The 22,631-nt window shown below is 49.5% G+C and carries 23 protein-coding genes and 3 pseudogenes; 9 read left to right on the top strand and 17 right to left on the bottom strand.

What is annotated here, in order from left to right; genetic code table 11:
- Window positions 1-1,050, bottom strand: a pseudogene (locus A3SI_RS04460) (ATP-binding protein); the annotation flags it as partial.
- 352 nt (window positions 1,051-1,402) lie between these two features.
- Between A3SI_RS04460 and A3SI_RS04465 the strand changes: the two are divergent.
- From A3SI_RS04465 to A3SI_RS17140, 4 genes are all read left to right on the top strand, one after another.
- Window positions 1,403-2,161 (top strand): bacteriorhodopsin, encoded by a 759-nt coding sequence (locus A3SI_RS04465; RefSeq protein WP_009053862.1) that lies wholly within the window; start codon window positions 1,403-1,405, stop codon window positions 2,159-2,161.
- 62 nt (window positions 2,162-2,223) lie between these two features.
- A complete protein-coding gene (locus tag A3SI_RS04470) occupies window positions 2,224-3,069 on the top strand; it encodes a lycopene cyclase family protein (RefSeq protein WP_040670152.1) in 846 nt (281 codons plus the stop codon).
- On the top strand, window positions 3,066-3,365 hold the full coding sequence (locus A3SI_RS04475) for a hypothetical protein (RefSeq protein WP_009053865.1): 300 nt from the start codon (window positions 3,066-3,068) through the stop codon (window positions 3,363-3,365). The genes A3SI_RS04470 and A3SI_RS04475 overlap by 4 nt, the downstream gene beginning before the upstream one ends.
- Window positions 3,352-4,236: a beta-carotene 15,15'-dioxygenase, Brp/Blh family gene (locus tag A3SI_RS17140; protein ID WP_009053867.1), complete on the top strand. Its 885-nt coding sequence runs from the start codon at window positions 3,352-3,354 to the stop codon at window positions 4,234-4,236. The genes A3SI_RS04475 and A3SI_RS17140 overlap by 14 nt, the downstream gene beginning before the upstream one ends.
- Here the strand turns inward: A3SI_RS17140 and A3SI_RS04485 are convergent.
- From A3SI_RS04485 to A3SI_RS04495, 3 genes are read right to left on the bottom strand one after another with little or no spacing between them, the layout of a single operon-like run.
- Window positions 4,211-4,576 (bottom strand): CoA-binding protein, encoded by a 366-nt coding sequence (locus A3SI_RS04485; protein ID WP_009053870.1) that lies wholly within the window; start codon window positions 4,574-4,576, stop codon window positions 4,211-4,213. The two genes, A3SI_RS17140 and A3SI_RS04485, sit on opposite strands and share 26 nt — an antisense overlap.
- 56 nt (window positions 4,577-4,632) lie before the next feature.
- Window positions 4,633-5,586: a GNAT family N-acyltransferase gene (locus A3SI_RS04490; protein ID WP_009053872.1), complete on the bottom strand. Its 954-nt coding sequence runs from the start codon at window positions 5,584-5,586 to the stop codon at window positions 4,633-4,635.
- A gap of 10 nt (window positions 5,587-5,596) precedes the next feature.
- Window positions 5,597-6,406, bottom strand: coding sequence for a 1-acyl-sn-glycerol-3-phosphate acyltransferase (locus A3SI_RS04495; protein WP_009053874.1), 810 nt, complete (start codon window positions 6,404-6,406; stop codon window positions 5,597-5,599).
- 237 nt (window positions 6,407-6,643) lie between these two features.
- Between A3SI_RS04495 and A3SI_RS04500 the strand changes: the two genes are divergently transcribed.
- The 5 genes from A3SI_RS04500 (at window position 6,644) to msrB (ending at window position 12,560) form a co-directional block, all read left to right on the top strand.
- On the top strand, window positions 6,644-7,420 hold the full coding sequence (locus A3SI_RS04500; protein ID WP_009053875.1) for an SDR family NAD(P)-dependent oxidoreductase: 777 nt from the start codon (window positions 6,644-6,646) through the stop codon (window positions 7,418-7,420).
- A gap of 176 nt (window positions 7,421-7,596) precedes the next feature.
- On the top strand, window positions 7,597-8,463 hold the full coding sequence (locus tag A3SI_RS04505) for a class I SAM-dependent methyltransferase (protein WP_040670154.1): 867 nt from the start codon (window positions 7,597-7,599) through the stop codon (window positions 8,461-8,463).
- A 6-nt stretch (window positions 8,464-8,469) separates the two neighbouring features.
- A complete protein-coding gene (locus A3SI_RS04510; RefSeq protein WP_009053877.1) occupies window positions 8,470-9,672 on the top strand; it encodes an aspartate aminotransferase family protein in 1,203 nt (400 codons plus the stop codon).
- Complete coding sequence (locus A3SI_RS04515; protein WP_009053878.1) at window positions 9,673-12,105, top strand: penicillin acylase family protein; 2,433 nt, start codon at window positions 9,673-9,675, stop codon at window positions 12,103-12,105. It begins immediately after the preceding gene.
- Between the two features lie 29 nt (window positions 12,106-12,134).
- Complete coding sequence (gene msrB, locus A3SI_RS04520; RefSeq protein WP_009053879.1) at window positions 12,135-12,560, top strand: peptide-methionine (R)-S-oxide reductase MsrB; 426 nt, start codon at window positions 12,135-12,137, stop codon at window positions 12,558-12,560.
- 147 nt (window positions 12,561-12,707) lie between these two features.
- Here msrB and mog read toward each other — a convergent pair whose 3' ends face one another.
- The 13 genes and pseudogenes from mog to A3SI_RS04570 all read right to left on the bottom strand — a co-directional run bounded on the left by mog (window position 12,708) and on the right by A3SI_RS04570 (window position 22,473).
- Complete coding sequence (gene mog, locus A3SI_RS04525; RefSeq protein WP_009053880.1) at window positions 12,708-13,235, bottom strand: molybdopterin adenylyltransferase; 528 nt, start codon at window positions 13,233-13,235, stop codon at window positions 12,708-12,710.
- A gap of 16 nt (window positions 13,236-13,251) precedes the next feature.
- Window positions 13,252-13,686, bottom strand: coding sequence for a molybdenum cofactor biosynthesis protein MoaE (locus A3SI_RS04530; protein WP_009053881.1), 435 nt, complete (start codon window positions 13,684-13,686; stop codon window positions 13,252-13,254).
- Window positions 13,676-14,131 carry a rhodanese-like domain-containing protein gene (locus A3SI_RS04535; RefSeq protein ID WP_009053882.1) on the bottom strand — a complete coding sequence of 152 codons (456 nt, stop codon included), beginning with the start codon at window positions 14,129-14,131 and terminating at the stop codon, window positions 13,676-13,678. The genes A3SI_RS04530 and A3SI_RS04535 overlap by 11 nt, the downstream gene beginning before the upstream one ends.
- A complete protein-coding gene (locus tag A3SI_RS04540) occupies window positions 14,119-14,838 on the bottom strand; it encodes a HesA/MoeB/ThiF family protein (protein ID WP_009053883.1) in 720 nt (239 codons plus the stop codon). The genes A3SI_RS04535 and A3SI_RS04540 overlap by 13 nt, the downstream gene beginning before the upstream one ends.
- Complete coding sequence (locus A3SI_RS04545; protein WP_009053884.1) at window positions 14,804-15,037, bottom strand: MoaD/ThiS family protein; 234 nt, start codon at window positions 15,035-15,037, stop codon at window positions 14,804-14,806. Before A3SI_RS04545 ends, A3SI_RS04540 begins: the two co-directional genes overlap by 35 nt.
- 6 nt (window positions 15,038-15,043) lie before the next feature.
- A complete protein-coding gene (locus A3SI_RS04550) occupies window positions 15,044-15,874 on the bottom strand; it encodes a molybdopterin molybdotransferase MoeA (protein ID WP_009053885.1) in 831 nt (276 codons plus the stop codon).
- Window positions 15,847-16,251: a MoeA family protein gene (locus A3SI_RS17145; RefSeq protein WP_009053886.1), complete on the bottom strand. Its 405-nt coding sequence runs from the start codon at window positions 16,249-16,251 to the stop codon at window positions 15,847-15,849. The genes A3SI_RS04550 and A3SI_RS17145 overlap by 28 nt, the downstream gene beginning before the upstream one ends.
- A gap of 109 nt (window positions 16,252-16,360) precedes the next feature.
- Entirely contained in the window at window positions 16,361-17,203 is an 843-nt protein-coding gene (locus A3SI_RS20215; RefSeq protein ID WP_238531597.1) for a hypothetical protein, read from the bottom strand.
- Between the two features lie 16 nt (window positions 17,204-17,219).
- On the bottom strand, window positions 17,220-17,729 hold the full coding sequence (locus A3SI_RS20220; RefSeq protein WP_238531598.1) for a hypothetical protein: 510 nt from the start codon (window positions 17,727-17,729) through the stop codon (window positions 17,220-17,222).
- A gap of 62 nt (window positions 17,730-17,791) precedes the next feature.
- Entirely contained in the window at window positions 17,792-18,184 is a 393-nt protein-coding gene (locus A3SI_RS20225; RefSeq protein WP_238531599.1) for a hypothetical protein, read from the bottom strand.
- A 310-nt stretch (window positions 18,185-18,494) separates the two neighbouring features.
- Window positions 18,495-20,161 (bottom strand): annotated as a pseudogene (locus A3SI_RS04560) (DUF6909 family protein).
- A gap of 57 nt (window positions 20,162-20,218) precedes the next feature.
- Window positions 20,219-20,734, bottom strand: coding sequence for a DinB family protein (locus A3SI_RS04565; protein WP_009053887.1), 516 nt, complete (start codon window positions 20,732-20,734; stop codon window positions 20,219-20,221).
- 6 nt (window positions 20,735-20,740) lie between these two features.
- Window positions 20,741-22,473: pseudogene (locus A3SI_RS04570) on the bottom strand (sodium:solute symporter).
- Window positions 22,474-22,631: the final 158 nt, after the last annotated feature.

Consider the following 22,631-nt stretch of genomic DNA (forward strand, 5'->3'; position numbering starts at 1 on the left):
CCAAGTTTGGTTTGGTCTGTCCTTCAAATTGTGCTCCRCWTTTACGGAAACGACTGCGGTTAAACCTTCTCGAAAGTCATCTCCTGAAACTTCAATTTTCAGTTTATCGAGCATGCCAGATTTATCGGCATAACTTTTTAATGTCCGAGTGAGTGCGCGGCGGAAGCCCGATACGTGTGTTCCTCCTTCGTACGTATTGATGGTGTTTACGTAGGAGACCACATTTTCCGTGTAGGAATTATTATAAGACATGGCCACCTGAACAGGCACTCCATTTCGTTCAGACTCGATGTAGATCGGTTCTGCGATAATTTTTTCACGCGTAGCATCGAGGTATTGTACAAACTCTACTAAACCGCCTTCTGAAAAAAATTCATCTTTTCTCGGCTGACCGTCTTCGTCGATTTCACGTAAATCCGTCAGCGTAATGCGAATACCTGCATTGAGAAAAGCCATTTCGCGCAGCCTATTGGCTATCGTTTCATACTTATATTCCGTGACAGTGAAAATACTGGCATCTGGAACAAAATGAATGATAGTTCCTCGCTTATCTGTCGTACCGATTTCACGCACCTCGTGCTGGGGAACGCCTATCGCATAGCTTTGCTCGTAGATCTTTCCGCCTCTATGGATTTCGGCACGTAAATGGGTCGAAAGCGCATTTACGCAGGATACCCCTACGCCGTGTAGTCCGCCTGAAACTTTATAGGTATCCTTATCAAACTTACCTCCGGCGTGAAGAACCGTCATCACGACCTCTAAGGCAGATTTTTTTTCTTTCGGGTGATAATCTGTAGGAATTCCCCTTCCATTATCTTCTACTGTAACAGAATTATCTTCATTTACGGTAACGTGTATGGTATCACAGTGCCCCGCAAGTGCCTCATCTACAGAGTTATCGACTACTTCCCAAATCAGGTGATGTAAGCCTTTTATTCCAATGTCACCGATGTACATCGCAGGCCTTTTTCGAACAGCTTCTAATCCTTCTAATACTGTAATATTCCCTGCAGAATAATCTTTATTATTCTCCTTAATTTCTTCGCTCATAATCTCTGTTTAATCGGGCAATTAACGCGTTGAGAGTGTTTTAAAAAGGTTGTATTCAAAGTGTAATATTACGCAAATTTACTGAATAAACCGCTGAAAAGCCGCAATATTTAAGGGGAAGTCCAAAAGACAGCAGCCTCTTCGCTGGAAGCGAAAACGTAAAATTCTATCCAATTGGTAGGGTGCATATAATTTACATTTTTAAGCTGTTGGTACCAATTGGAATCGATTTCGGAATGGTATGTTTAATTTTTAAAACTTTAAGTTAAACAAAATGGAGGCCTTTTGGCTTTATGGATGTATACACCAAAATTTATTTTACAAATCAACACTCATCTAAAATCAATCAACAATGAACACAGTGCTCACAGCCGAAATGGTCGGACTCGACCGGATCATCAACACTGATCCAATCGCCATTACATTCTTCATTGGATACATGGCAATGTTTGCTTCAGCAGTATTCTTCTTTGTAGAAAGAAGTTCTGTGGAAGGGAAATGGAAAATGTCCTTACTCGTATCAGGTTTGATCACGGGTATCGCAGCGGTCCATTACTATTACATGCGGGACTTTTACCTACAAACCGGCGAAAGTCCTACAGCTTTCCGTTATGTGGACTGGACGCTAACCGTTCCTTTGATGTGCGTGGAGTTCTACCTATTAACCAAGCCTTTCGGAGCTAAAGGTGGAACACTATTTAAGTTGATTATCGCTTCTTTAGTGATGCTAGTGACTGGGTACATCGGTGAGACTTCGGGGATCGATAACAACGTGATGTGGGGTATATTCTCTACCATTGGTTATCTCTACATCGTGTATGAAGTATTCGCAGGTGATGTAGCTAAATTAGCAAAACAGTCAGACTCTCCTGCCCTAGGCAGAGCGATGTTCTTATTGAAAATCTTTATCACATTAGGCTGGTCTATCTATCCAATCGGATACATGGTACTTCCTGGCAACTTGCTATCAGGTGCCTTTGAGGTGAGCAGCATCGACCTCTTCTACAACTTAGCGGATGCGATTAACAAAATCGGTTTTGGTCTCGTGATCTACTACGTGGCGGTAACTGAAACTGCTAGAGCGAAGAAAAATGTAGCTGCAACGGTTTAATTAATTTCTAAAGGTATTCTCCACTAGGGGAATACCTTTTTTCTACCCTAGCAATTGTAACTATGAAATACGACATCGTCATCTGTGGGTTTGGTTGTGCGGGTATGAGCTTTCTTTTTTATGCCCTTCAATCCACAAGGCTAAATCATCTAAATATACTGGTTATCGACCCCCAAAAAACGAGGGAAAATGACCGCACCTGGTGCTACTGGGCCGAAGAACCCCTCGAAATTCACCCCAAAAACACGCCTTTAATCTCTTGGAATACGTTTAAGGTTTCCCATCCCGAACATGGGCAGGTGACACGTACGCTTCAGGATTTCAACTATTACCATATCAAAGGTAGCGATTTCTATGACGCTATCTTTGAGCAGGTCACACAGTTTCCTAATGTGCATTTCCTGTACGAAAAAGTAGAAAACTGGGCGCCACTGCCCCAAAATAGCGTTTGTGTACAGACAGAAAATCAGCGTATAGAGGCCCGTAAGATCATTTGGTCTATTCCCGAGAAGCCTAAGCAGCCCACCCTCAAGCAGGTATTTGTGGGGTGGAAAGTGACCTTTGACCGGCAGGTCGTCAACCCAGAAGCCGTTACCTTTATGGCTTTCGACAAGCAAGACGCCCACATGTTAGGTTTTTACTATGTGCTGCCGTACAGCTCCGATACTGCGTTAATCGAGTACACCATTTATGCGAAAACACCACCTGAGAAAGCCTTTTTCCATCAAAAACTGAAGGAATATCTCGACAGCACCTACCCAGATGAGCCCTATACGCTGGAATTCGAGGAGCAAGGCGCCATTCCGATGAGCACGCTAGCGCCTGCCCGAAGCGAGAGCCATCCACAGGTCATCTACACGGGTACTGCGGGTGCATGTACGAAGCTTCCACTGGATTTACCTTTATGAATGTACAGCGTTTCAGCCAGCAAGTGGTCTTTGCGTTACATCAAGATTTCGACCGCCCAGTACGCCTGCGTAAAATCGCCCGCTTTGGCTTTTACGATAATATTCTGCTGAATGCCGCCGTGAAAGGCATCGCCCCCCTGGATGAGCTACTCCATGAAATGTTCGATAAAAACGATGGGGATAGCATTTTACGCTTTCTGGACGAGCAGAGCCACCTCGGAGAGGAAGTGAAACTCTTAGCCTCTCTAACCTTTAAGCCCTACATCCAATCCCTGCTCGCCTATGCACGCTATTAGCCCGAGCTTACGCTGGATCGCTACCGGAATATTTCTGCTTTTTGGGGCCTTCAGTGCACCGAATGGAAATTTTCAGTTGCTTGTTTTCGCACTGGTGATGGTGACAGTGGGCATCCCCCATGGGGCGGTGGACCATCTTTTGGCGTCCAGCACCACAGCCTCTCCATGGAAATTTTATCTGCGCTATTTGGGCATTATGGCCGCATACACCCTGCTTTGGGTGCTGGCTCCCCTCCTGGCGCTGTTTCTTTTTCTGTTCGTGTCGGCCTATCATTTTGGACAGATGCATCTGGAGACGCAGGCGCAGGGCCTGGTTCAAAAAATCACGTATAGCAGCATCGGCTTTGGCTTTTTAGGATTAATCGTTTTCGGGGATTGGCAAGCGTCCGCCGCCCTATTGTCCAGTTTTTTTACCCTACCGGATCTCTTTCCGTATCGAAATTGGATCGGGGTGGGCAGTATGCTACTTCTGATTCCCCTCTACGCACACTATCCTAAAAATCCCAGGATTTGGTTGGCTATAAGCGCACTTGCCATCAGTCTGTGGGTACTCCCCCTCTACCTAAGTTTTGCGCTATATTTTGGATTTTGGCATAGCCTACCCTCTTTAAAAATAGAATACATCGGCCTAAAGGCCAAAGGAAATGTAGGCGATTACACCAATTTTATCCGAAATCTACTGCCTTTTAGCCTGCTTAGCCTGCTAGGCATCGGTATCTTGCTTGTGGCCGGCATGCGGTACCTAGAGCCGAATCAGCTCATGCTCCTTTTCTTTATTTTGGTTTCCCTCATCACTGCACCCCATGTACTCGTGATGGACACCTATATCGAAAAAGAATTTAAAGCTAAAAGAGGCCGGTTCGTAGCATGACGAGGTTGCAGTAGTTTCTGGCTTCTATGTTCTCTTTTTCCAGCTCCGCCGCGAACTCTTTATTTTCCGCTCCTGGATTAAAAATCACACGCTTGGGCTTTAATGAGCGAATGTAGTCGTAGTAGGGCTCCTGGTTTTTAGCCGACATGTAGAGCGTTACGGTGTGTACATCCGGAATTTCGGGAAACTCACGGATATCTAAAATTTCTTCTCCGAAAACCTCCCCTGGTTTTATCCCTACCGGGACAAAAGGGATTTCTTTTTCTTTTAACAGTTCCGCTGCCATATACGAGTAGCGGATGGGATTGGGCGATGCGCCTAGAATTACGGTTTTTTTCATACAGTTACGGGTGTGCGGATAGGCTTTTTCGGTTCTGGTTCTGGTCCCGCTCCGACTTATGCTCTGGAGCCGAACGCACGATCCCGCTCAAAGGTATCCATGTGCCGATGTTTTTTACTTTCATAAATGTCAGAAATCGTAATTAAGATTCCTGTTTCCTCTACTGCGCCAAACTCATCATTTAGGGCAGTACCGAATGTTTTCATACTCGGCGAAAGATTCATGTAGGTATTAATCAAAGGAGGAATGTTTTCGCCTAAAGCACGAACACGCGCATTTAATAGTTTATATCCCTCCTTATATTCCTTCCCTTCAAAGAGCGCACCAAAAGCGCTCACATCCTGATGATAATCTAATGCTAAATCAGGAAGTGGGCGTACAAGCTCCTCTTTATCAGGGAAATAGTGCTGCATAAAATACAAAAGTAAATCGCGTGCTTCCTGGTTGTAATGCGGGTACATGGTCACTTTTCCAAACAAATACTTGACTTCGGGATGCAGCATAACCACTGCACCCAGACCGTCCCACAAGTTGTCCAGTGAAAAAAGCCCTTTACGATTATCTTTTGAAGGCTGGTATTTCGGCTGTACAAAAGAACGGCCGAGTTCGATGGTGTAAGGGATGTATTCTTGGACAAACTTATCCGAAAAAGAAAATAAATGTGTGGTAGAAAGATTTAAGACACCGTTTACTTCTGTAGCATGCTTGCAGTAAATCAAGCGATAGCCCGCCACGATTTCTTCGTCGATCGGGTTCCAGGTGATCAGCTGCTGGTAGCAGTCTTCACAGGTATCGTTTTCATCTAAATCCAAGGCGAGGCCCGTCCCCCCCCCTGCTCCACGAAAGGTGAGCTCACGTAAACGCCCTATCTCACGCACCGTTTCGGGTGCATTATGATGATCGACGAGATAAATGTGGTTATTGCCATTATTGGTGTAGCGCAGAAAACGCTCCGGACTTAATTCTTTTTTTAAAATAGCTCGATCAATAGGCGCTATAATCTCTTGCATAACTATTTTTTTAAACCATTTCGTAAACGACTCGCTTCACTTCTGCTGCCCACTCCAATTCCGTCTTCTGCTTATCGAAGTGATTGTAAGCGATCGGTTTACCGATATGTATGGTAACGGTCTTTCCTCTTTGTGAAAACAGCTCATCAGCCAAATAAAACATTTCGATATTTGCCTGAATGCCAATTAACTTTCTAATTTTTGCTAAATTATAAAAAAAAGAAGAGTTTTTACCTGCTATGTAAACGGGAACCACATCTTTTTTATAGCGTCTAGCATAACTGATAAAGCTTTTCTTCCATTCTAGGTCTTGGATACCTCCTTTTTGCTTACGTGAAACCAATCCTGCAGGAAAAATGAGCACTGCATGCGGACCGGCATAGGTGTCACTGATCAGCTTGCTTACAGCCCTGCTATTCGCTCCATGCTTATTGACAGGAATAAATAGCGGCTCGAAGTTCTTGATATGCGTTAAAATATCATTCACCAAAAAACGAATATCAGTGCGATACTTGCCCAGCGCATGCATAAAGGCGATCCCATCCATACCTCCCAGTGGGTGATTGGCGGCGAAAATTACAGGGCGATCAAGCGGTATATTTTCTGCTCCTTCTAATTTTACGGTAACGCCAAACTCCTCTATCAAGGCATCTGTAAATGCTAGGCCATGCAAATGGCCTGTTTTCGCCATGACCGCATTGATTTCGTCTTCATGCACGATATGTTTGATATAGGAGAGAACAAATCTCGGCAACCAACGATGCAGGGAAGGATTTTTTTCCTTTAAGACCTGCTCGATATCGATAAATTTCTTTTGCATGCGTGATGGTACCCTAGTGTTAAAGGAAAGGGCATGTAAGCTATTGATTTACAAGATGCTACTAAAAAGAAGTGCAGACTTTTTCGATTTTCTACTACTTAATTAAATTCAAACATACGAAATTAAATGCAAAATTCCTGTTCTTTTTGCGGCGGGCAGCCGCTTATCCCCATCTTTAGGAAACTGAAAGCTTAGAACAAAGTACCCGCGGGGAACGTTGGTAAAAGTAAAAAGGGCATGAAAACTTTAGCCATAACAGGACCTACTTCAGGTATCGGAAAAGAAACCGTGCGGGCACTTCTCCCCCACTTCCAGCGCATCCTACTTTTAGCGCGTGATGAAAAGAAAGCACAGCAGCTTATCGGCAGTTTTACGCTGGCGGAGCAGGAGAAATTGGGTTTTGTCGCTTGCGACCTCATGCGTATGGACAGTGTGCTGGCAGCGGCGGATACGCTGGCTCAGGAAATTCCCCATTTGGATGTACTTATAAATAATGCAGGCGGGATATTCGACGAAAAAACGATTACAGTAGATGGTTTCGAGCAGTCGCTGAGTGTGAACCACTTGGGACACATGCTGCTGACGCTCAAGCTCCTTCCTTTGCTGCTCCGCAGCCAACTGAAAAAAGTGATTCAAGTGGCTTCAGAAGCACATAAGGGGGCCTCACCCCGCTGGGATGACCTTAGCTACTCCAAACGAAATTACAAAGGCTTTCAGGCCTATGCCAACGTCAAGCTCTATAATATTCTGTTAGCCAAATCACTCGTGGACCAGTACGGAGCGCAGGGGCTGCAGGCCTTCTCGCTGCATCCGGGGGTGGTGAAAACGAATTTTGCGGCGGAAACAAAAGGAATTTTTAAGTTCTTTTGGAAACTGGCGGGACCTTTTATGATTACGGCCGAACAAGGGGCAAAAACCACGGTGAAACTCGCAAAGGAAAAAATTCCACCTGCCTATAATGGTGCCTATTTTAAAAAAAGAGCGCGCGGCCTCTTGTTCTTCCCTGGCGAATAGTGAAAAAGCAAGACAGCGGCTGTGGGAGGCCAGCATGGAGCTGCTAGGGCCTTGGTTGAGCAAGTAGGCTAAAGGGGGCGCTGACGGGGTCGATTGCGTATGCCCGTAAAAAGCGCTTTCTTTGTACTGAATTACGCCTTTATGAAGCACGACATACAACTGCTCCACCCGGAAAATTGGGATGCTTATGCCTGATCGACTGCGGTGGATTCGAAAAATTAGAACGGTTCGGGGATCGCGTCATGCGCCGGCCGGAGCCCCAAGCCATCTGGGATAAAAGCCTATCCGAAGCCGAATGGAACCGGCTAGCTGTTGCTTCCTTTCGAAAGGAAAAACATAATCCGGAGAAGGGGCAGTGGGAATTTAAGCAGAAGCTCGCCCACAACTGGCAGATTCCCTATCAGAACAAGGAGGGGCTCAAGCTGGTGCTGAACCTGGCCACGACCTCTTTCAAGCATATCGGACTTTTTCCAGAGCAGGCGGTCAACTGGGACTACATTTACCGGCAGGTGAAGGCTATGCCCGTTGAAAATCCGCGGGTCTTGAATTTGTTTGCCTACACGGGAGCGGCGAGCCTGGCGGCCAAAGCAGCCGGCGCAGAGGTGACGCACTTAGATGCAGTAAAGCAAGTGGTGACCTGGAGCCGGCACAATATGGAGTCAAGTGGCCTCCAGGACATTCGCTGGATCGTGGACGATGCCATGAAGTTTATCAAGCGAGAGCAGCGCAGAGGCAATACCTATCATGGGATTATTTTGGATCCGCCAGCTTATGGGCGTGGTCCAGACGGGGAAAAATGGGTGCTCGAGGAGCAGGTGAATGAACTGCTGAAGACCGCGATCAGCTTGCTCGAACCGGAGCATCATTTTTTTCTGCTTAACATGTATTCGCTGAGTTTCAGTGCGCTTATCGCTGCTAACTTAGTCCAACAAATCAAGCCAGATCAGGGGGATTTCAACTATGGCGAGCTCTTTCTTCAGGATGAGTTCAAAAAGAAGCTCCCTTTAGGCATATTCTATCGCTTTCACACGAAAACATCCTAAAAAACCATGCAGCATCGCCAGCTATTCCTATCGTATATGGCCCAGACTACTGACTTTCCACTGCTGATCGACATCGAACGCGCAGAGGGCGTGTATCTGTATGGGCCGGATGGAAAGCGCTATCTGGATTTGATTTCGGGTATCGGGGTATCGAATGTGGGGCATCGCCACCCGAAAGTGTTAGCGGCCATTCAGGGGCAGCTGGATAAGTACCTGCACACCATGGTGTACGGAGAATATGTGCAAAGCCCCCAAACTTTACTGGCACAGGCGCTCGTGGAGACCCTGCCCGCTCCGCTCGATAATGTGTACCTGATGAATTCCGGGAGCGAGGCCGTGGAAGGAGCCTTAAAGCTCGCCAAGCGCTATACCAATCGCCGGGAGTTGATTTCCTGCGTAGATGCCTACCATGGTTCCTCACAGGGTGCCCTTTCGGTGGGCGGGAATGAGCGCTTTAAACGCGCCTATCGCCCACTTCTACCTGGTGTGCGCCATATCGTGTACGGGGCTTATTCGCATCTCGAGCGTATCACCACTGATACGGCAGCCGTTATCATCGAAACCGTGCAGGGTGAAGCGGGCGTGCGCGTCGCCTGCAGCCAGTATTTTCAGGCCCTTCGGCGCCGCTGTGATGAAACAGGAACCCTACTCATTTTAGACGAAATTCAAGCTGGATTCGGGCGGACTGGCAGTTTCTGGGCCTTCGAAGACTTCGGCATCGTGCCAGATATTCTTGTCTGCGCGAAAGGCATGGGGGGCGGCATGCCCATCGCGGCCTTTATCAGCTCTAAAGAGAAGATGAAGGTATTCGCTAACAATCCGATTTTAGGCCACATCACGACTTTCGGCGGACATCCCGTAAGTGCGGCAGCCTCCTTAGCGACCCTGAAGCTGATTCGAGAGGGCGGCTTAGTGGATGCGGTGCACCGCAAAGCGCGACGTTTTCACGAGCTGCTGAAGCACCCTCTTATCAAAGGCATCCGCAATAAAGGCCTGCTGATGGCCGTACAATTCGAGAGCTTTGCCATCCTGAAACCTATCATCGACCTGGCGATCGCTAAGGGCGTCATCACCGACTGGTTTCTTTTCTGTGACGATGCCATGCGGATCGCTCCCCCACTGACGATCAGTGAGGAAGAAATCGCTGAAGCTTGTTCCATCCTACTGGAAGCCATTAACGAAAGCCCCGCCGGACAGGCGCTGCGCTAAATGCAGCGAACCCCTTTTAAACCCCATAACCGCTCCTATGAAAAAGCTCCTTTGGATAGTTCCCCTCAGCCTTTTGGTCCTGATACTGATTGGCTTTTTTTGGCTGCGCCAAAGCCACCTACCGGCCTATTCGGGCACACTGCGCCTCAGCAGTTTACAGCCCCCGTAACGGTGCATTACGACACCTATGGCATTCCCCACTTGTATGCTGAAAATCTGCATGATGTTTATCAGGCTTTCGGCTGGGTCCATGCGCAGGATCGGCTTTTTCAACTGGAAATGATGCGACGTGTCGGAACGGGGTCATTAGCGGAGCTGCTAGGGGAGGATTTAGTGGAAATCGACCGCTTTTTTCATACCCTGGGGATTCCTGCCCATGCGCGAGAAAGTGCGGAGGCCTTCCGGAAAAATGCCCCCGCCCCTGTTCAAGATGCCGTCACCGCTTATATCGAAGGGGTGAATGCGTTTATTCGTGAGGGCAAGCTGCCACTAGAGTACCGGCTTCTCGGCCATACACCGCGGCCATACACGCTGGAGGATATGCATGGTATCATCGGCTATATGTCCTTTACCTTTGCGATGGCGATGAAAACAGACCCACTGGTTACCTATATCGCCGAGCGACTGGGGCCCGACTATCTGGCCGCTCTCCATGTGCATACAGGAGCTGAACATACCCGAATCCCAAACCACTCTAAAGGACGCTGGTTACAGAGCGCCGATCCACGTCTTCCTCAGGCGGCTTTGGCCGATTTACTCGACAAGCTACCCGTTCCGCTGCTTATGGGCAGTAATGCATGGGTGATTTCAGGGGAGCGCAGTGCATCGGGGCAGGTAGTGTTTGCGAATGACACGCATATCGGTTTTGCGCAGCCTGCTGTCTGGTATGAGGCGCATTTAGAGACTCCAGAACTACAGTTTTACGGGAATCATCTGGCTGGGGTACCTTTCGGTCTGGTGGGACACAGTCGGACGCATGCATTCGGGCTAACCATGTTCGAAAACGATGATCAGGACTTTTTCGTCGAGACGCTTCATCCAGAAAATCCGCTTGAAGTGCGTTACGGCGAGGCTTGGGAGCCGCTGCGTGTGCGGGAGGTGGCCCTGGCGGTCAAAGATGCCGACTCCGTCCATTTCCAGGTGTTGGAAAGCCGTCACGGACCCCTTATGCAAGAGGTGCTTCCTGAATTACAGGCAGTAACAGAGCAGCCCGTGAGCACCTGGTGGATATACACCAAGCAGGAGACGCGAGCCTTAGAGGCACTCTTTCGCATGAACCATGCCGAGAGCCCAGAGGATGTGGCCGCGGCCGCAGCGCTAATTCATGCCCCCGGGTTAAACATCATGTATGGAGATGCCGCTGGAAACATCGCTTGGTGGGCTGCTGCTCAACTTTACGAGCGTCCAGAGGGCGTCGATTCGAAAATTTTCCGTGATGGCAGTACCCCAGAGGAAGCAGCACATGAGTACCTGCCTTTTTCCTTAAATCCCCAAAGTATAAATCCGCCCTCCGGGTATGTCATTTCGGCGAATAATCAACCGGATACCTTGGCTAACGGCCTCCTCTACCCCGGCTACTACTACCCAGGAGACCGCTGGGCTCGGATCGCAGAGCTACTCGAGTCACAAGAGAAATGGACGCTATCCGGGATGAAGGCGATTCACCTGGATGTGAAAAACAAACAGTTTCCAGCCTATGCGGCGGGTCTCTTAGCCGCTGTGTCTACGGCAGATTTCAGTGCCCTCGCCCCAGCCCTTGAGGTCTTAGCCGCCTGGGATGGTGACCATGACCTGGACAGCAGTGCACCCCTTCTCTACTATACCTGGCTGTATTACACCTTGCAGGAAATGATGGAAGATGAGCTTGGCCCTGACTTCTTCGAGAGTTATCTGAAGACCTTTATGCATATCCGAAGTGTCGGGAAGTTGGTCCTCGATCCTACGCATCCTTGGTGGAATCGGGTGGATGAAGCAGGTACGCAGACCCATGAGGACATTATTCGGCGTGGGCTCGAAAAAGCTCAAAAAGTTCTTTTAGAGCGGTATGGGAAGGCGGAGACCTGGACCTGGGGACGCGCCGTTTCACTGGAGCATCCGCATCCCCTGGGGGCGGTGGCGCCCTTAGATAAGGTGTTTTCGGTACGTGCGCCAGTGGTGCCCGCGAATGAGGAGGCCGTTAACAAGTTGGCATTTGATTTAAATGGAACGGGCGCCTTTTCCGTACGCTCTGGGCCTGCTATGCGTATTTTATTGGATTTTGGAGATGTCGAGGAAGCGATTTCGGTTTTGCCTACCGGCCAAAGTGGTAATCGTTTTAGCCCTCACTATGCAGATCAGGTGAAGCTCTTCGTGGAAGGTGCGTACCGCCCGATGGACATGAACCGAGAGCGCATTCAAAACCAATCTCGCTCGAAATTGGTTTTACAACCGTGACCAAGACCGAATGTCTTAACGCTTGACTTATGAAAAAAAATCGTGTTCCCCATTCCTATCCCCATCAAAAGTCTGAGGAAGAATGGAAGCAACTGCTTGACGCTAAAAGTTACCATATTTTACGAGAGAAAGGTACGGAAAGGCCTTTTACGGGGACGTATTACCTGAATAAAGAAACGGGGATCTACCAGTGTAAGGGCTGCGGAAATGAGATTTTTCACTCTGCTGCCAAGTACGATAGTGGCTGCGGCTGGCCCTCTTTCACTGCCCCTGTACGCCCCGAGGCGATCCGTGTGGAGATGGATTATAGTCATTTTATGATCCGAGAGGAAATACTGTGTGCGAACTGCGGTGGGCATCTGGGTCATCGCTTTCCGGATGGACCTTCAGATCGGGGTGGCATTCGATACTGCATCAATTCTGCTTCGATGGACTTCGAATCACAGGAGGAATAAGAGCGTGAACAATGCATACACGTTCACCTCATGCGATCATTTCGAATTAATTTAGCTCCAAGCCAGAGTAGGAAGTCAGGTTAAAGGAAACGGGCCGCACCTGCTGATAGGTGGCGGCCTTTTGCATTAATTTGTGCGCAGCACAAATTACTTTTTCTTCGGGCGGAAAACTTGGATGGCTTCTGGATTTCCCTCCAAGTAGGGACCCTCGATCAGGTCGATACAGTAGGGAATGGCCGGAAAGACGGCCTCCAAACACTCGCGAATCGCCGCGGGCTTTCCGGGAAGATTGAGTATCAAGCTCTTGCCTCGAATTCCGGCCGTCTGGCGCGATAGGATCGCGGTAGGTACCGACCTTAAGCTGACCGCGCGCATCAGCTCCCCGAAACCGGGCAGCATTTTATCGCATACCGCCTCTGTAGCTTCAGGTGTCACATCTCGTACGGCAGGGCCCGTACCCCCCGTGGTAATGATTAAACAACAGCCCTCCTCATCCGCTAAAGCTTTCATCGTAGCTTCTAAAAGGTCCTGCTCGTCAGGAACGACGCGATAGACGGGTTCATAAGGGCTACTCAAGTACTCATCCAGTACTGTCAGAATTCCCTTTCCCGAAATGTCTTCATAAATTTTCGCCGCCGCGCGGTCCGAAGATGTGATTACACCTATTTTGATCATCGTTCTGTATTAGGTTTTATGTATTTACTTTCCAAACATCCCCTCCATCTTCTAACACTTCTTTTCCCCAAATGGGAAGATCAAACTTGACACGCTCCACCAGCTCACGTTCTGCGGAAAGGGTGGCATCTCGACGGGCGCCGGCCACAAAAATCACCATACACAGCTGTCCCACCGCCACTTCGCCTTCACTGTGGATCACGGTTAAATCTTGAATCTCGTAGCGTGCCGACAGGTCCTTAGCGATGGATTCGAATTCCTTATACGCCATTTCCTTATACGTGCTAAACTGAATCGCACGTACACGTCCGCCAGCTTTGGCATCCCCTCGGATGCGCCCTAAGAAAATCGCATGTGCACCGATTCCCCCTTGTTGCTCATAAGCGGCTACTAAGCTGCCCACACGTGTGGCGGGAATAGGTCCCGACTGAAATTCTAAACTACTGGCCATCGTTGTTGTGATTTATCCAAGCATTTATTCCTCCTGCTATGCCTATAAATTCATGTGCAGGGAATTGTGATTTTAAAGCAATTACTGCCCGTTTACTGCGTACTCCAGACTGGCAAAAAACAGCCACCTTACGCGGCGCTATTTCTGGTCCAAAGATACGCGCTGCTTCCTTTTCCAGCCTACTGAGGGGAAGTTCCAAAAGTCTTTTCGGGTTAATCCCTAATTTGGGTTGCTCCTCTTTCTCCCGCACATCCAGCAGGAGTGTTTGCTGTGTTTTGGCCTGACGTAAGGCCGTTTCCCAAGGGATTTCCTCTTCCTCTAAGCTGCAGGGAACAGCATAGTTCTCCGCTAATAGGGCCTCCCAGGTGGCGGGGGCTGCTTCCCTTCCTTTCGGATCTGCTACCAAGCGAATAGCTTGCGTGCGGTATCCATTTAGCGAAAACATACAAAGCGTATTGTGTAGATGCAGTGCCCTTCCCACAAGGAACGCGAGGCTTCCGCTGCCATCATATTGCCAATGATGCCGGGCAGTACACCGAGGACGCCCGCCTCTGCACAGTTAGGTACCTCTCCCGGGGCAGGAAGGTTGGGAAACAGGTCGCGGTAATTAGCTGCATAGCCCTGAGCATCCGGATGATGCAGTAATACGGCATGCCCACTGTCTCGAAAAATGGCACCGAAAACCAATGGCAAGCCGAGTAGAGCGCAACTATCATTTACCAAGTAACGGGTTTCAAAATTGTCACTCCCATCTACGATCAGCTCATAATCGGTTAGCAGATCGCGGAGGTGCTCATCCGGTTTGAGGCCGCTGGCATGCACCTGAATGCGGACTTCTGGGTTGAGCGCGCGAAGATAGGCCGCTGCAAGCTCCGCTTTGGGCTGGCCCACCTCAGCTGTCTTAAAAACGGTTTGGCGGTGTAGGTTACTCAGTGAAACCGTATCGAAATCGCATACGCCGAGGGTCCCCACCCCAGCACCTGCTAAGGCCAAGAGCACGGGAAGCCCTAGACCACCCGCGCCGACGACGAGGACACGCGACTGACTGAGTTTTTTTTGGGCCTCGGGCCCAAAACCCGGCACCAACTGCTGTCTGCTGTAACGGTTATCTTCCATTTTATCCTCCTGAAAACGGTGGTAAAAGGGCCACACGATCTCCGTTTTGGAGCGGCTGCGTGTCCTGAACCAAGGTCTCATTTACGGCTAGTTTAAAGGTTTTCGCTTGTAAAAGCGGATAGATTGCATATAAGTGCGCCAGCAGCGCTGCTGTATCAGCGGCTTGATCGGGGGTAAGCGTCAGTGTTTCTTGACCGGTGAGTTCAGCCAGCTGTCCGAAGAAATGGATCTCCATGTGTGTTCAGTTTATAGGTTTGTAGCGAAAGGGATACACGCGTACGTGACTGCCTGCTTCGACCTTCTCTTGACTTTCGGGCACTTCCACGATGCAGTTTGCCTGTGCGAAGGCATCCATTTTATAGGATTCCTGTCCTCCTAAAATGCGGACCTCCCCCTCTGCGTAAATTCCCTTTAGCAGCAGAGTAAGCGGTACTTTCTTTACGAAGGCCTCGCTGGCGGTGAGCATCCTCCCTTCTGGAAAATCCTCCCGCTGACCACTTAAGAGCTGGAGTGCGGGCAGCACGTAGGTGTAAAAGCAGGTAAGTGTAGAGGCGGGATTGCCCGGAAGGGCAAAAACCAGTTTACTTCCTCTTGTCCCCGCATAAAAGGGCTTCCCCGGACGCTGCTTGACTTTATAAAATAGTGTTTCTACGCCGTTTTCCTGCAGGGCGCGGTAGACGTGGTCATGGTCGCCAACGGAAATGCCGCCCATAATCAGAAGAACATCGTGAGTATCTAGGCCCGCACTAATGCTATCCCGGATCGTTTCGAAGTGATCGGGCAGGGTGGGCAGGGCGCTTACATCGAAGTGTGCTTCCCGTAAGGCTGCTTGTATGGTGTAAGAATTGCTTTCGTAAATTTGACCAAAGTTCAAAGGTTTTCCGGGTGTAACAAGCTCTTCTCCAGACTGCATCAGCTGGATACTGGGCTTTTTATACACTGGAATAGTGGCTAGCCCCATGCCGGCTAAAAAACCAACCATAGCAGCGTGCAGAGGCATTCCGGGCGTGGCTACCAAGGCTCCTTTTTCGGTCTGACTGCCTGCTAAGCGGATATGTTGGCCTGTAAACAAAGGTTTGGGGGGCTGCTCTCCTGGAGAAACTTGGCCGTCTTGAAGGGCCACCCATTCTTGCATGACACAGTGTCAGCGCCTTTCGGAATCGGAGCACCTGTAAAAATGCGTGCTGCCGTACCGGGTGCTAAATCGGGAACATGATCGATGCCTGCGGGAATTTCTCCCTGCACCTGAAGTGGGCCAGCCTGAAATTCTGCCAAGCGAACGGCATACCCGTCCATGGCGGCGTTATCAAACATGGGGACAGCGATCGGGGCATAAAGCGTTTCGGCGATATGATGTCCATGTGCTTCAGCTATGGGGAGCTGCTCCACACTGCGCTTGTCCGCTAAAAAGGTTCTTATGCGTGATTTGGCTTCTTGTACAGAAATCATGGGGGGATATAAAGCTGTTTGATTACAGAACGAAATTATCGGTCCTTTGATTTGGAAACAACCCTAATCCCTCCATTTTCTATGATTTTTCTGACAGTTCTCTGTTATTTTAGCTAGGGAGTATCATTTTTTCTCCCCTTACCGCGCTGCAAGTCGGCTGGAGCTGCGCTTCGAATTCTTGCAAGATGGCGCGGTCTTCCGCAGAAAGCCAGAGTTGACCTTTAGTCAAAAGCTGTTTGTAGTACTGAATCCCATCAAGCAGATGCTTGCGAAAGGTTTCCGAGCTGGCCTGAATTTTCTCGGGGCTATGGCGGAGGGACTTGGCTAATTCCTTTTTCCAGTAATCCACATATAGGGAAAGCTCCTTAACGAAGAGATGTGGTCTTTTTACCCCTTCCAGGACATTATTTCGTCCGTAAATATGTCCAACCAGTTCCGCTAAGGTGTAGGTAGATCGGAAATAGGCGCTATTCGGTCCGGGGCAGATGGACACGGCCGTCAGGCCACGCGCCGGGCTTACGCCATGCTCCAGCAAGGCAGAGGCACCAAGACCCTCACAGAGACAGTCTTTGGCGAGCACATCTTGCTTCTCTCCACACTGAGGAAGCGCTTGCTGACTAGCGACTTCTAATTCCTGCAACTTGAGTCGCTGATACTGTCGGGATGCGGTGCAAATCGCTTTTTCGGTGTACCGCGTATCGAAGGACAAGAACTTTTTATAGCATGGAGAACCGGGACGGTTTTTTTCGATCCGCGCAAGACGCTGCTGTTCACCTGAACTGTTGCGAAAATTGTTAAAGGGCACACCTAGCGGGGAGGCGTGGGATAGGTAAAAGTCACTGGCTTTGGCTTGCGTGAGTGCTTCTCGTGTGCGTGCATCCACCTGTGTGGCCTCAGGCACGAGCAAAAAGGGTGATCCCCAGCCGATGCGCTTTAGGCCGTAGGTTTCCATCAGCCATGCGTGCTCTTCAGCTGTGCCGACGCCTCCTTGGCGCACTGAGCTTCAACTGATACTCCTGTCTCAAGGCAGGAAGTCCGAGTTGTTCCCAGGCGGTTTCACAGGAGCTGCGAAGCGTTTCGGCCAGTTCTGTCCTTTTTTCAGCGAACTCAGCCAGTATAGGTCCTAAAAGATGGCCAGGCGTAGCGAAGGCATGTCCGCCACAGTTGAGCCCCGACTCCACTCGAAATTCATCCACCCAAAGCCCTTTTTTCGCCAAAAAGCGTCCTTGGATGAGAGCAGAACGGTAGTCGCTGACCTTTAGAATGATGCGTTTTTTCAGTTGGCCATAAGCATCGGGCAGAAAATCAGGAAACTGGGCACAGTAGCTGTAGAGTCCAGGGTTCAGGCCAGCAGAAAACACGACCGCGCTCTGCAGGCTGGACTGCGCAAACCCCCGAAGTGCAGCCATGGCATCGCTAAATTCACGGCCAAGCGGGTTTCCGGCTTTGTCGAAGTTGGGTTTATCTACTTTGGTCATGATATTCACGTCTAGGCTGCCTACTGGAAGCTGCTCGGTAAACCGCTGCCAGTGGGAAGCACTCAGCGCTTTGCCTTTGGCCCGGAGGCCGTAAACTCGGCCTTCAGGGTAGAGCGATCGGGGAGCAAGTCCATGTACTGTTCCAGTTCGCGGGAAAAGTGCTGGCCATTTGTGCGTAGGCGCGTCACTTTTTCTTGTACGAGGCCCTGTAAGGTATCTAGGTAAGCTGTAATTCTTTTGGCGCGGGAGTCTGTGGCTGTTTCAGGAATTTCTGTGTAGGGGCTTCCATATTTTTCGTGCCACACGCGGCGCAGGGACTCCAGCAGGCCATCATCCATGATCGACATGACCGAGTCGATGCCCAGATGGGCTACTTTTAAGGGGGTTTCGAGAGTAAAGCCTAGACCCATGACAGGGATATGAAAGGTGTGTGGGGAGGCAGAAATAAGAGACATATAAGCAGTAAAAAGGTGAATAAAATTTCTTACAAGCTCAAAAGTAGCGTTTCTATCGGCGGAAAAAGATTGATTTTGACAGCAACGGAGCTGATTTGGCTCATAAAATCGGCTGCACGCTCCGTCTGAGTCGACTGAACAGAAGGGAAGTGCAGTAGCGTTGTCTCGAAGTTGCCACGATGGTCCTCCTTATTTTTGGGTGAAGCTATGAGGTATTTTAGTCGCTAAAAAAAGCCCCCTGCAGACCTTTTCAGGCAGTACAGGGGGCTTGGCATCCAGAATAATTTTGGCCGCGGGCCAAAGCGAATACTTAAGAGAAAATTTTCTCTAAAATTTTATAGGTGATTAGGTACGTCGGGCGCACCCCTTCCATGCCGAGGGCACCGGAAGCGAGGGTAGAGCCTGTTTCCAGCGGATTATCCGAAGCATAGTAAGCGTAGAGCACCTTAATGTCAGCGGAGATGCTATGCCGGATTTTGCTGGCGGACTGAATGGCTTTTTGGTAATGTGCGCCTTCCATTTCTAGGCCTGCCGCTTTCCAAGAGGACTCCATAAAATAGCGGAGGACATCCTTATTTTGGAGCGAAGTGCCTAGTACGGTGATCATCGGACCCTCGTAAACACCGAGGCCATAACCTGTAAAGTCTTCTCCTTTCAGGACGTTCTCAAAGGGGTAATTGTCCGCTGTCCCCTCGAATACGTGGGCATTTGGAATCATTAGGTCCCCTTTGTTTCCCTCTAAGATGCCTGCTTTTCCCATGATCGAAGCGGATGCCACATGAAGCGGAATACTTTCTCCGTTAACTTCGAATGGCTTTAGTAGTTCATCGAAGCATTCGTAAGCTTGTTCACCGAAGGCATAGTCCATTACGAATATAACGGGTCTATCTGCCTCGTTTTCCGGTAATGGCACCCCTGGGAGTAAGTGGGAATGGCTCATTTTGGCCGTATCGATAAGCTGAACGCCGATGTTTGTGCCTGAGAGATCAGGCAAGTCGATAAAGCCATTTTTCTGTGCATAGTGCAAAATTTCTTTTGCTTTATGGCCTTTGGTTTTCATGGAGATGTCTAGGGCCACCTTTTCTACGCCCTCGAAGTCTTTTAGTCCGAGCAACTGGAACCCGTAAATGGTGTTAACTACGCTGTGTAGGTTGGCAGAAATCACATGTAGCGGACGTTCGATGAGGCCATTATCATAGAGCACTTGCTTGATGCGTGTGGCCCATAGCTCTCCGTAGACGTGATGCCCTACACGCTCTCGAAGTGTGGCGCTGAAAGAAATTTCGCGGTCAAGCTGATGGTTACGTTCATCTATGGCCAGCTTTCCGAGATGGTAGATGATATGGAAAAGGCTATTGCTATTCGAAGACTGCTCGAATTTTAGTACGGCATCGTGCGTTTCTTCGAAGGTGCGGCCTGTGATGTGGCTGAGGTAGCTGCAAGCGGCTTCTTTATCGAAATCCTCTCCGTTTTGCTCCTTTTCGACCAGGCGCTCCAGCATGCTCCAGTTTAGGCTGATGCGGCCCTTATGATCGGTGGAATTCGTACGAATTTTTCAGATTCGATGTATAAAAAGGTCAGGTGCGTCAGGATATCGTAAATATCAGACTTGCCACGGGTCATTTCCACATACATTTGCTCTTCATCCACGCGGTAACAGTTGCGCCGGCGCTTAGCGGGTACAAGATTCGGAAAATGAGCATTTTCATATCCTTCACGGCTGATGAGACGCACATAGCGACACTCTTCGATACCGCGGGGCAGACGTTCCATCACATAGAGAAGACCGTCCAGTTCCACTTTCTCGTCATCAGTCACCAGTCCATAAATTTCAGGGCTAAGCATCAAGAGGCTGCTCACTAGGGATTCCCCCGAGACGCCCATAGGCTTATAGGAGCCGCGCATAAAAAGGTGACGCATGGTGATGTAGAGGCGTTCGATGGCTGCACGGGATTCATGTGCTCGTGTTCTTTTCATATTTCGTCTTTTATGTCGGATAAAATTCGGCAAATATACTAAAAAAAGAAGAAAGGCTCAGTACCTTTCTTTTAGAATTTCCATGTGGTGGGCGATATGTCCGGGGATCATGTGGAAAATCGCTCGTACACTAACCTGCCCGCCATTCGCATGCCCTTTTCGCTCGAAGTGCCCGATGCGCAGGTTTTTAAAGAAAGAAAGCACGTGATAACGTAGCATTTCGAACTCTTCCAGAAGGCTCACTAGCGGCACCTCGTTAAAATCAGCAGCTGCTACGTAGGCATTCTCATCGAAGCCGGGCAGTTCCGTTTGATCGCCCCGAGCGATCGCCATGGCCCGATAGAGCATGACTCTTTCGGTGTCGATCAGGTGGCCCAAAAGCTCCTTCGGGCTCCATTTTCCGGGAGCATAGGCTTTTAAGGCTTTTTCTTCGCCTGCTTCCTCGTAATACATGCGGAGCTCATCCACCTGAGCGAGGAGCAGTTTAAAGAGGTCTTTGTGCAGGACACGCGCCACATAGGGGGTGTAATAGGCTGGGTATTCACCGGCTTCCGGTCGTAATAAAGTATCCATCAGATCTTAACTATTTTTTTCTCCTGCCGCGGTCGTGGACGTGGGCAAGAAAAATTGTAAACATAAACCAAAAATCACCACCGCCAGACAACCTATCACATTATACCATAGGAAGCCGATGTTAACGGGTATTCCGGCCACTTCCCCGCCATTTACGAAGTGAAGGGCCAAAATCAGTGCTTGGGATAGCAGGGCAGCAAAGAAAACGGCATTTCGCTGCACTACCTTCACATAAAAGGCTACAATAAAAATACCCAAGATAGTTCCATAAAAAAGAGATCCGAGTAAATTAACTGCTTGGATCAGGTTTTCAAACAGGCTGGCATAGGTGGCAAACAAGATCGCGAAGCCCCCCCAGATCGCGGTGAGCCACTTAGAGGCTGCCAGATAGTGGTTATCTTCTCTTTTTGTCACTAGCGACCTGCGGTAGATATCTACTGTGCTCGTGGACCCTAATGCATTCAGCTCAGAGGCAGTGCTGGACATGGCCGCACTGAAAATAACGGCGAAAAGTAGGCCGACGATGCCTTTCGGCAAATAGTCCATCACGAAGCGCATAAAGATGTAATCGGTATCGCGTGTTTCCGCGCTGGGGCGAACTTGTAGGACTATGGCCTTGCCTTCCTGCCGTAGCGCGTTTTCCTGCTGATGTAGGGCCTGAATTTCTGCTTGGTGACTGCGAATGGCGCTCTCCTCCCCTGCTTCTACGGCATTTAGAAGGGCTCCCAGACGCTCCTGCTTTTGCGCGAACAGCGCATCATGAGCTGCTTCCAATTCCAAAAAGGAATCACTAAGGTTGGAGTTCAACACCTCGCTCCGCTGCACTTCATTAAAAAGAAGTGGGGGCTGAAAATACTGATAAAAGACGAAGACCATCACCCCGATAAAGAGGATAATGAACTGCATAGGCACCTTTAACAGACCATTCATGATCAATCCCATACGGCTTTGGGTAAGTGAACTGCCGCCAAGGTAGCGCTGCACCTGAGACTGCCAAGTTCCGAAATAAGACAAAAACAGGAAGAGTGCTGCGGTCATACCCGACCAAATGTTATAGCGATCGGCTAGGTCAAATTCCAAGTTGATCAAGTTCAAGCGCTCCATCTTTCCCGCCACGTGAAGGCCTCCTGAAAGCTGACGGGCAGCATGCGGACGACCAGAATACCCGCCAGGATCATTCCGCCCATCATGACCATCATCTGTTGCTTCTGCGTGATACTCACTGCCTTGGTTCCACCAGAAACAGTGTAGATGATCACGAGAATTCCGATAAAGACATTGGTAAAGGTAAGGTTCCAGCCCAGCAGGGTGGACAGAATGATGGCCGGGGCGTAGATGGTAATGCCGGCGGCGAGGCCACGCTGGATCAGAAAAAGGCTGGCGGCGAGGGTGCGCGTTTTTAAATCAAAGCGACTCTCTAAGAACTCATAGGCCGTGTAGACTTTTAGACGGTAGTACATCGGCACGAAGGTCACCGAAAGAATGATCATGGCGATGGGCAGCCCGAAATAAAACTGCAGAAAGCGCATGCCATCCTCATAGGCCTGTCCGGGGGTACTCAGAAAGGTTATCGCTGAAGCCTGTGTAGCCATGATGGAAAGCCCGATGGTCCACCAGTTCATGTCCGAACGCCCCCGCAGGTAGCTGTCCATGTCCTTCGGGCCATAGGTTTTATAGACTCCATATCCCACGATCAGAGCCAGGGTGCCGAATAAAACAATCCAATCTAACTGACTCATGCGTAGTGGGCTGACATCCAATAAAACAAGCCGATAAGTACCAGCAGTGTGAGCACTAGGGCGATGTACCAGCCTTCCAGTTGACCTTATCTTCCATGAACCTCTAAGCTGTTAATGAATAGTTTAAGCGCTCCGGGCACCCCAGCAGGAAGCTGTCG

It is taken from the genome of Nitritalea halalkaliphila LW7, assembly GCF_000265075.1.
Classification (GTDB): domain Bacteria; phylum Bacteroidota; class Bacteroidia; order Cytophagales; family Cyclobacteriaceae; genus Nitritalea; species Nitritalea halalkaliphila.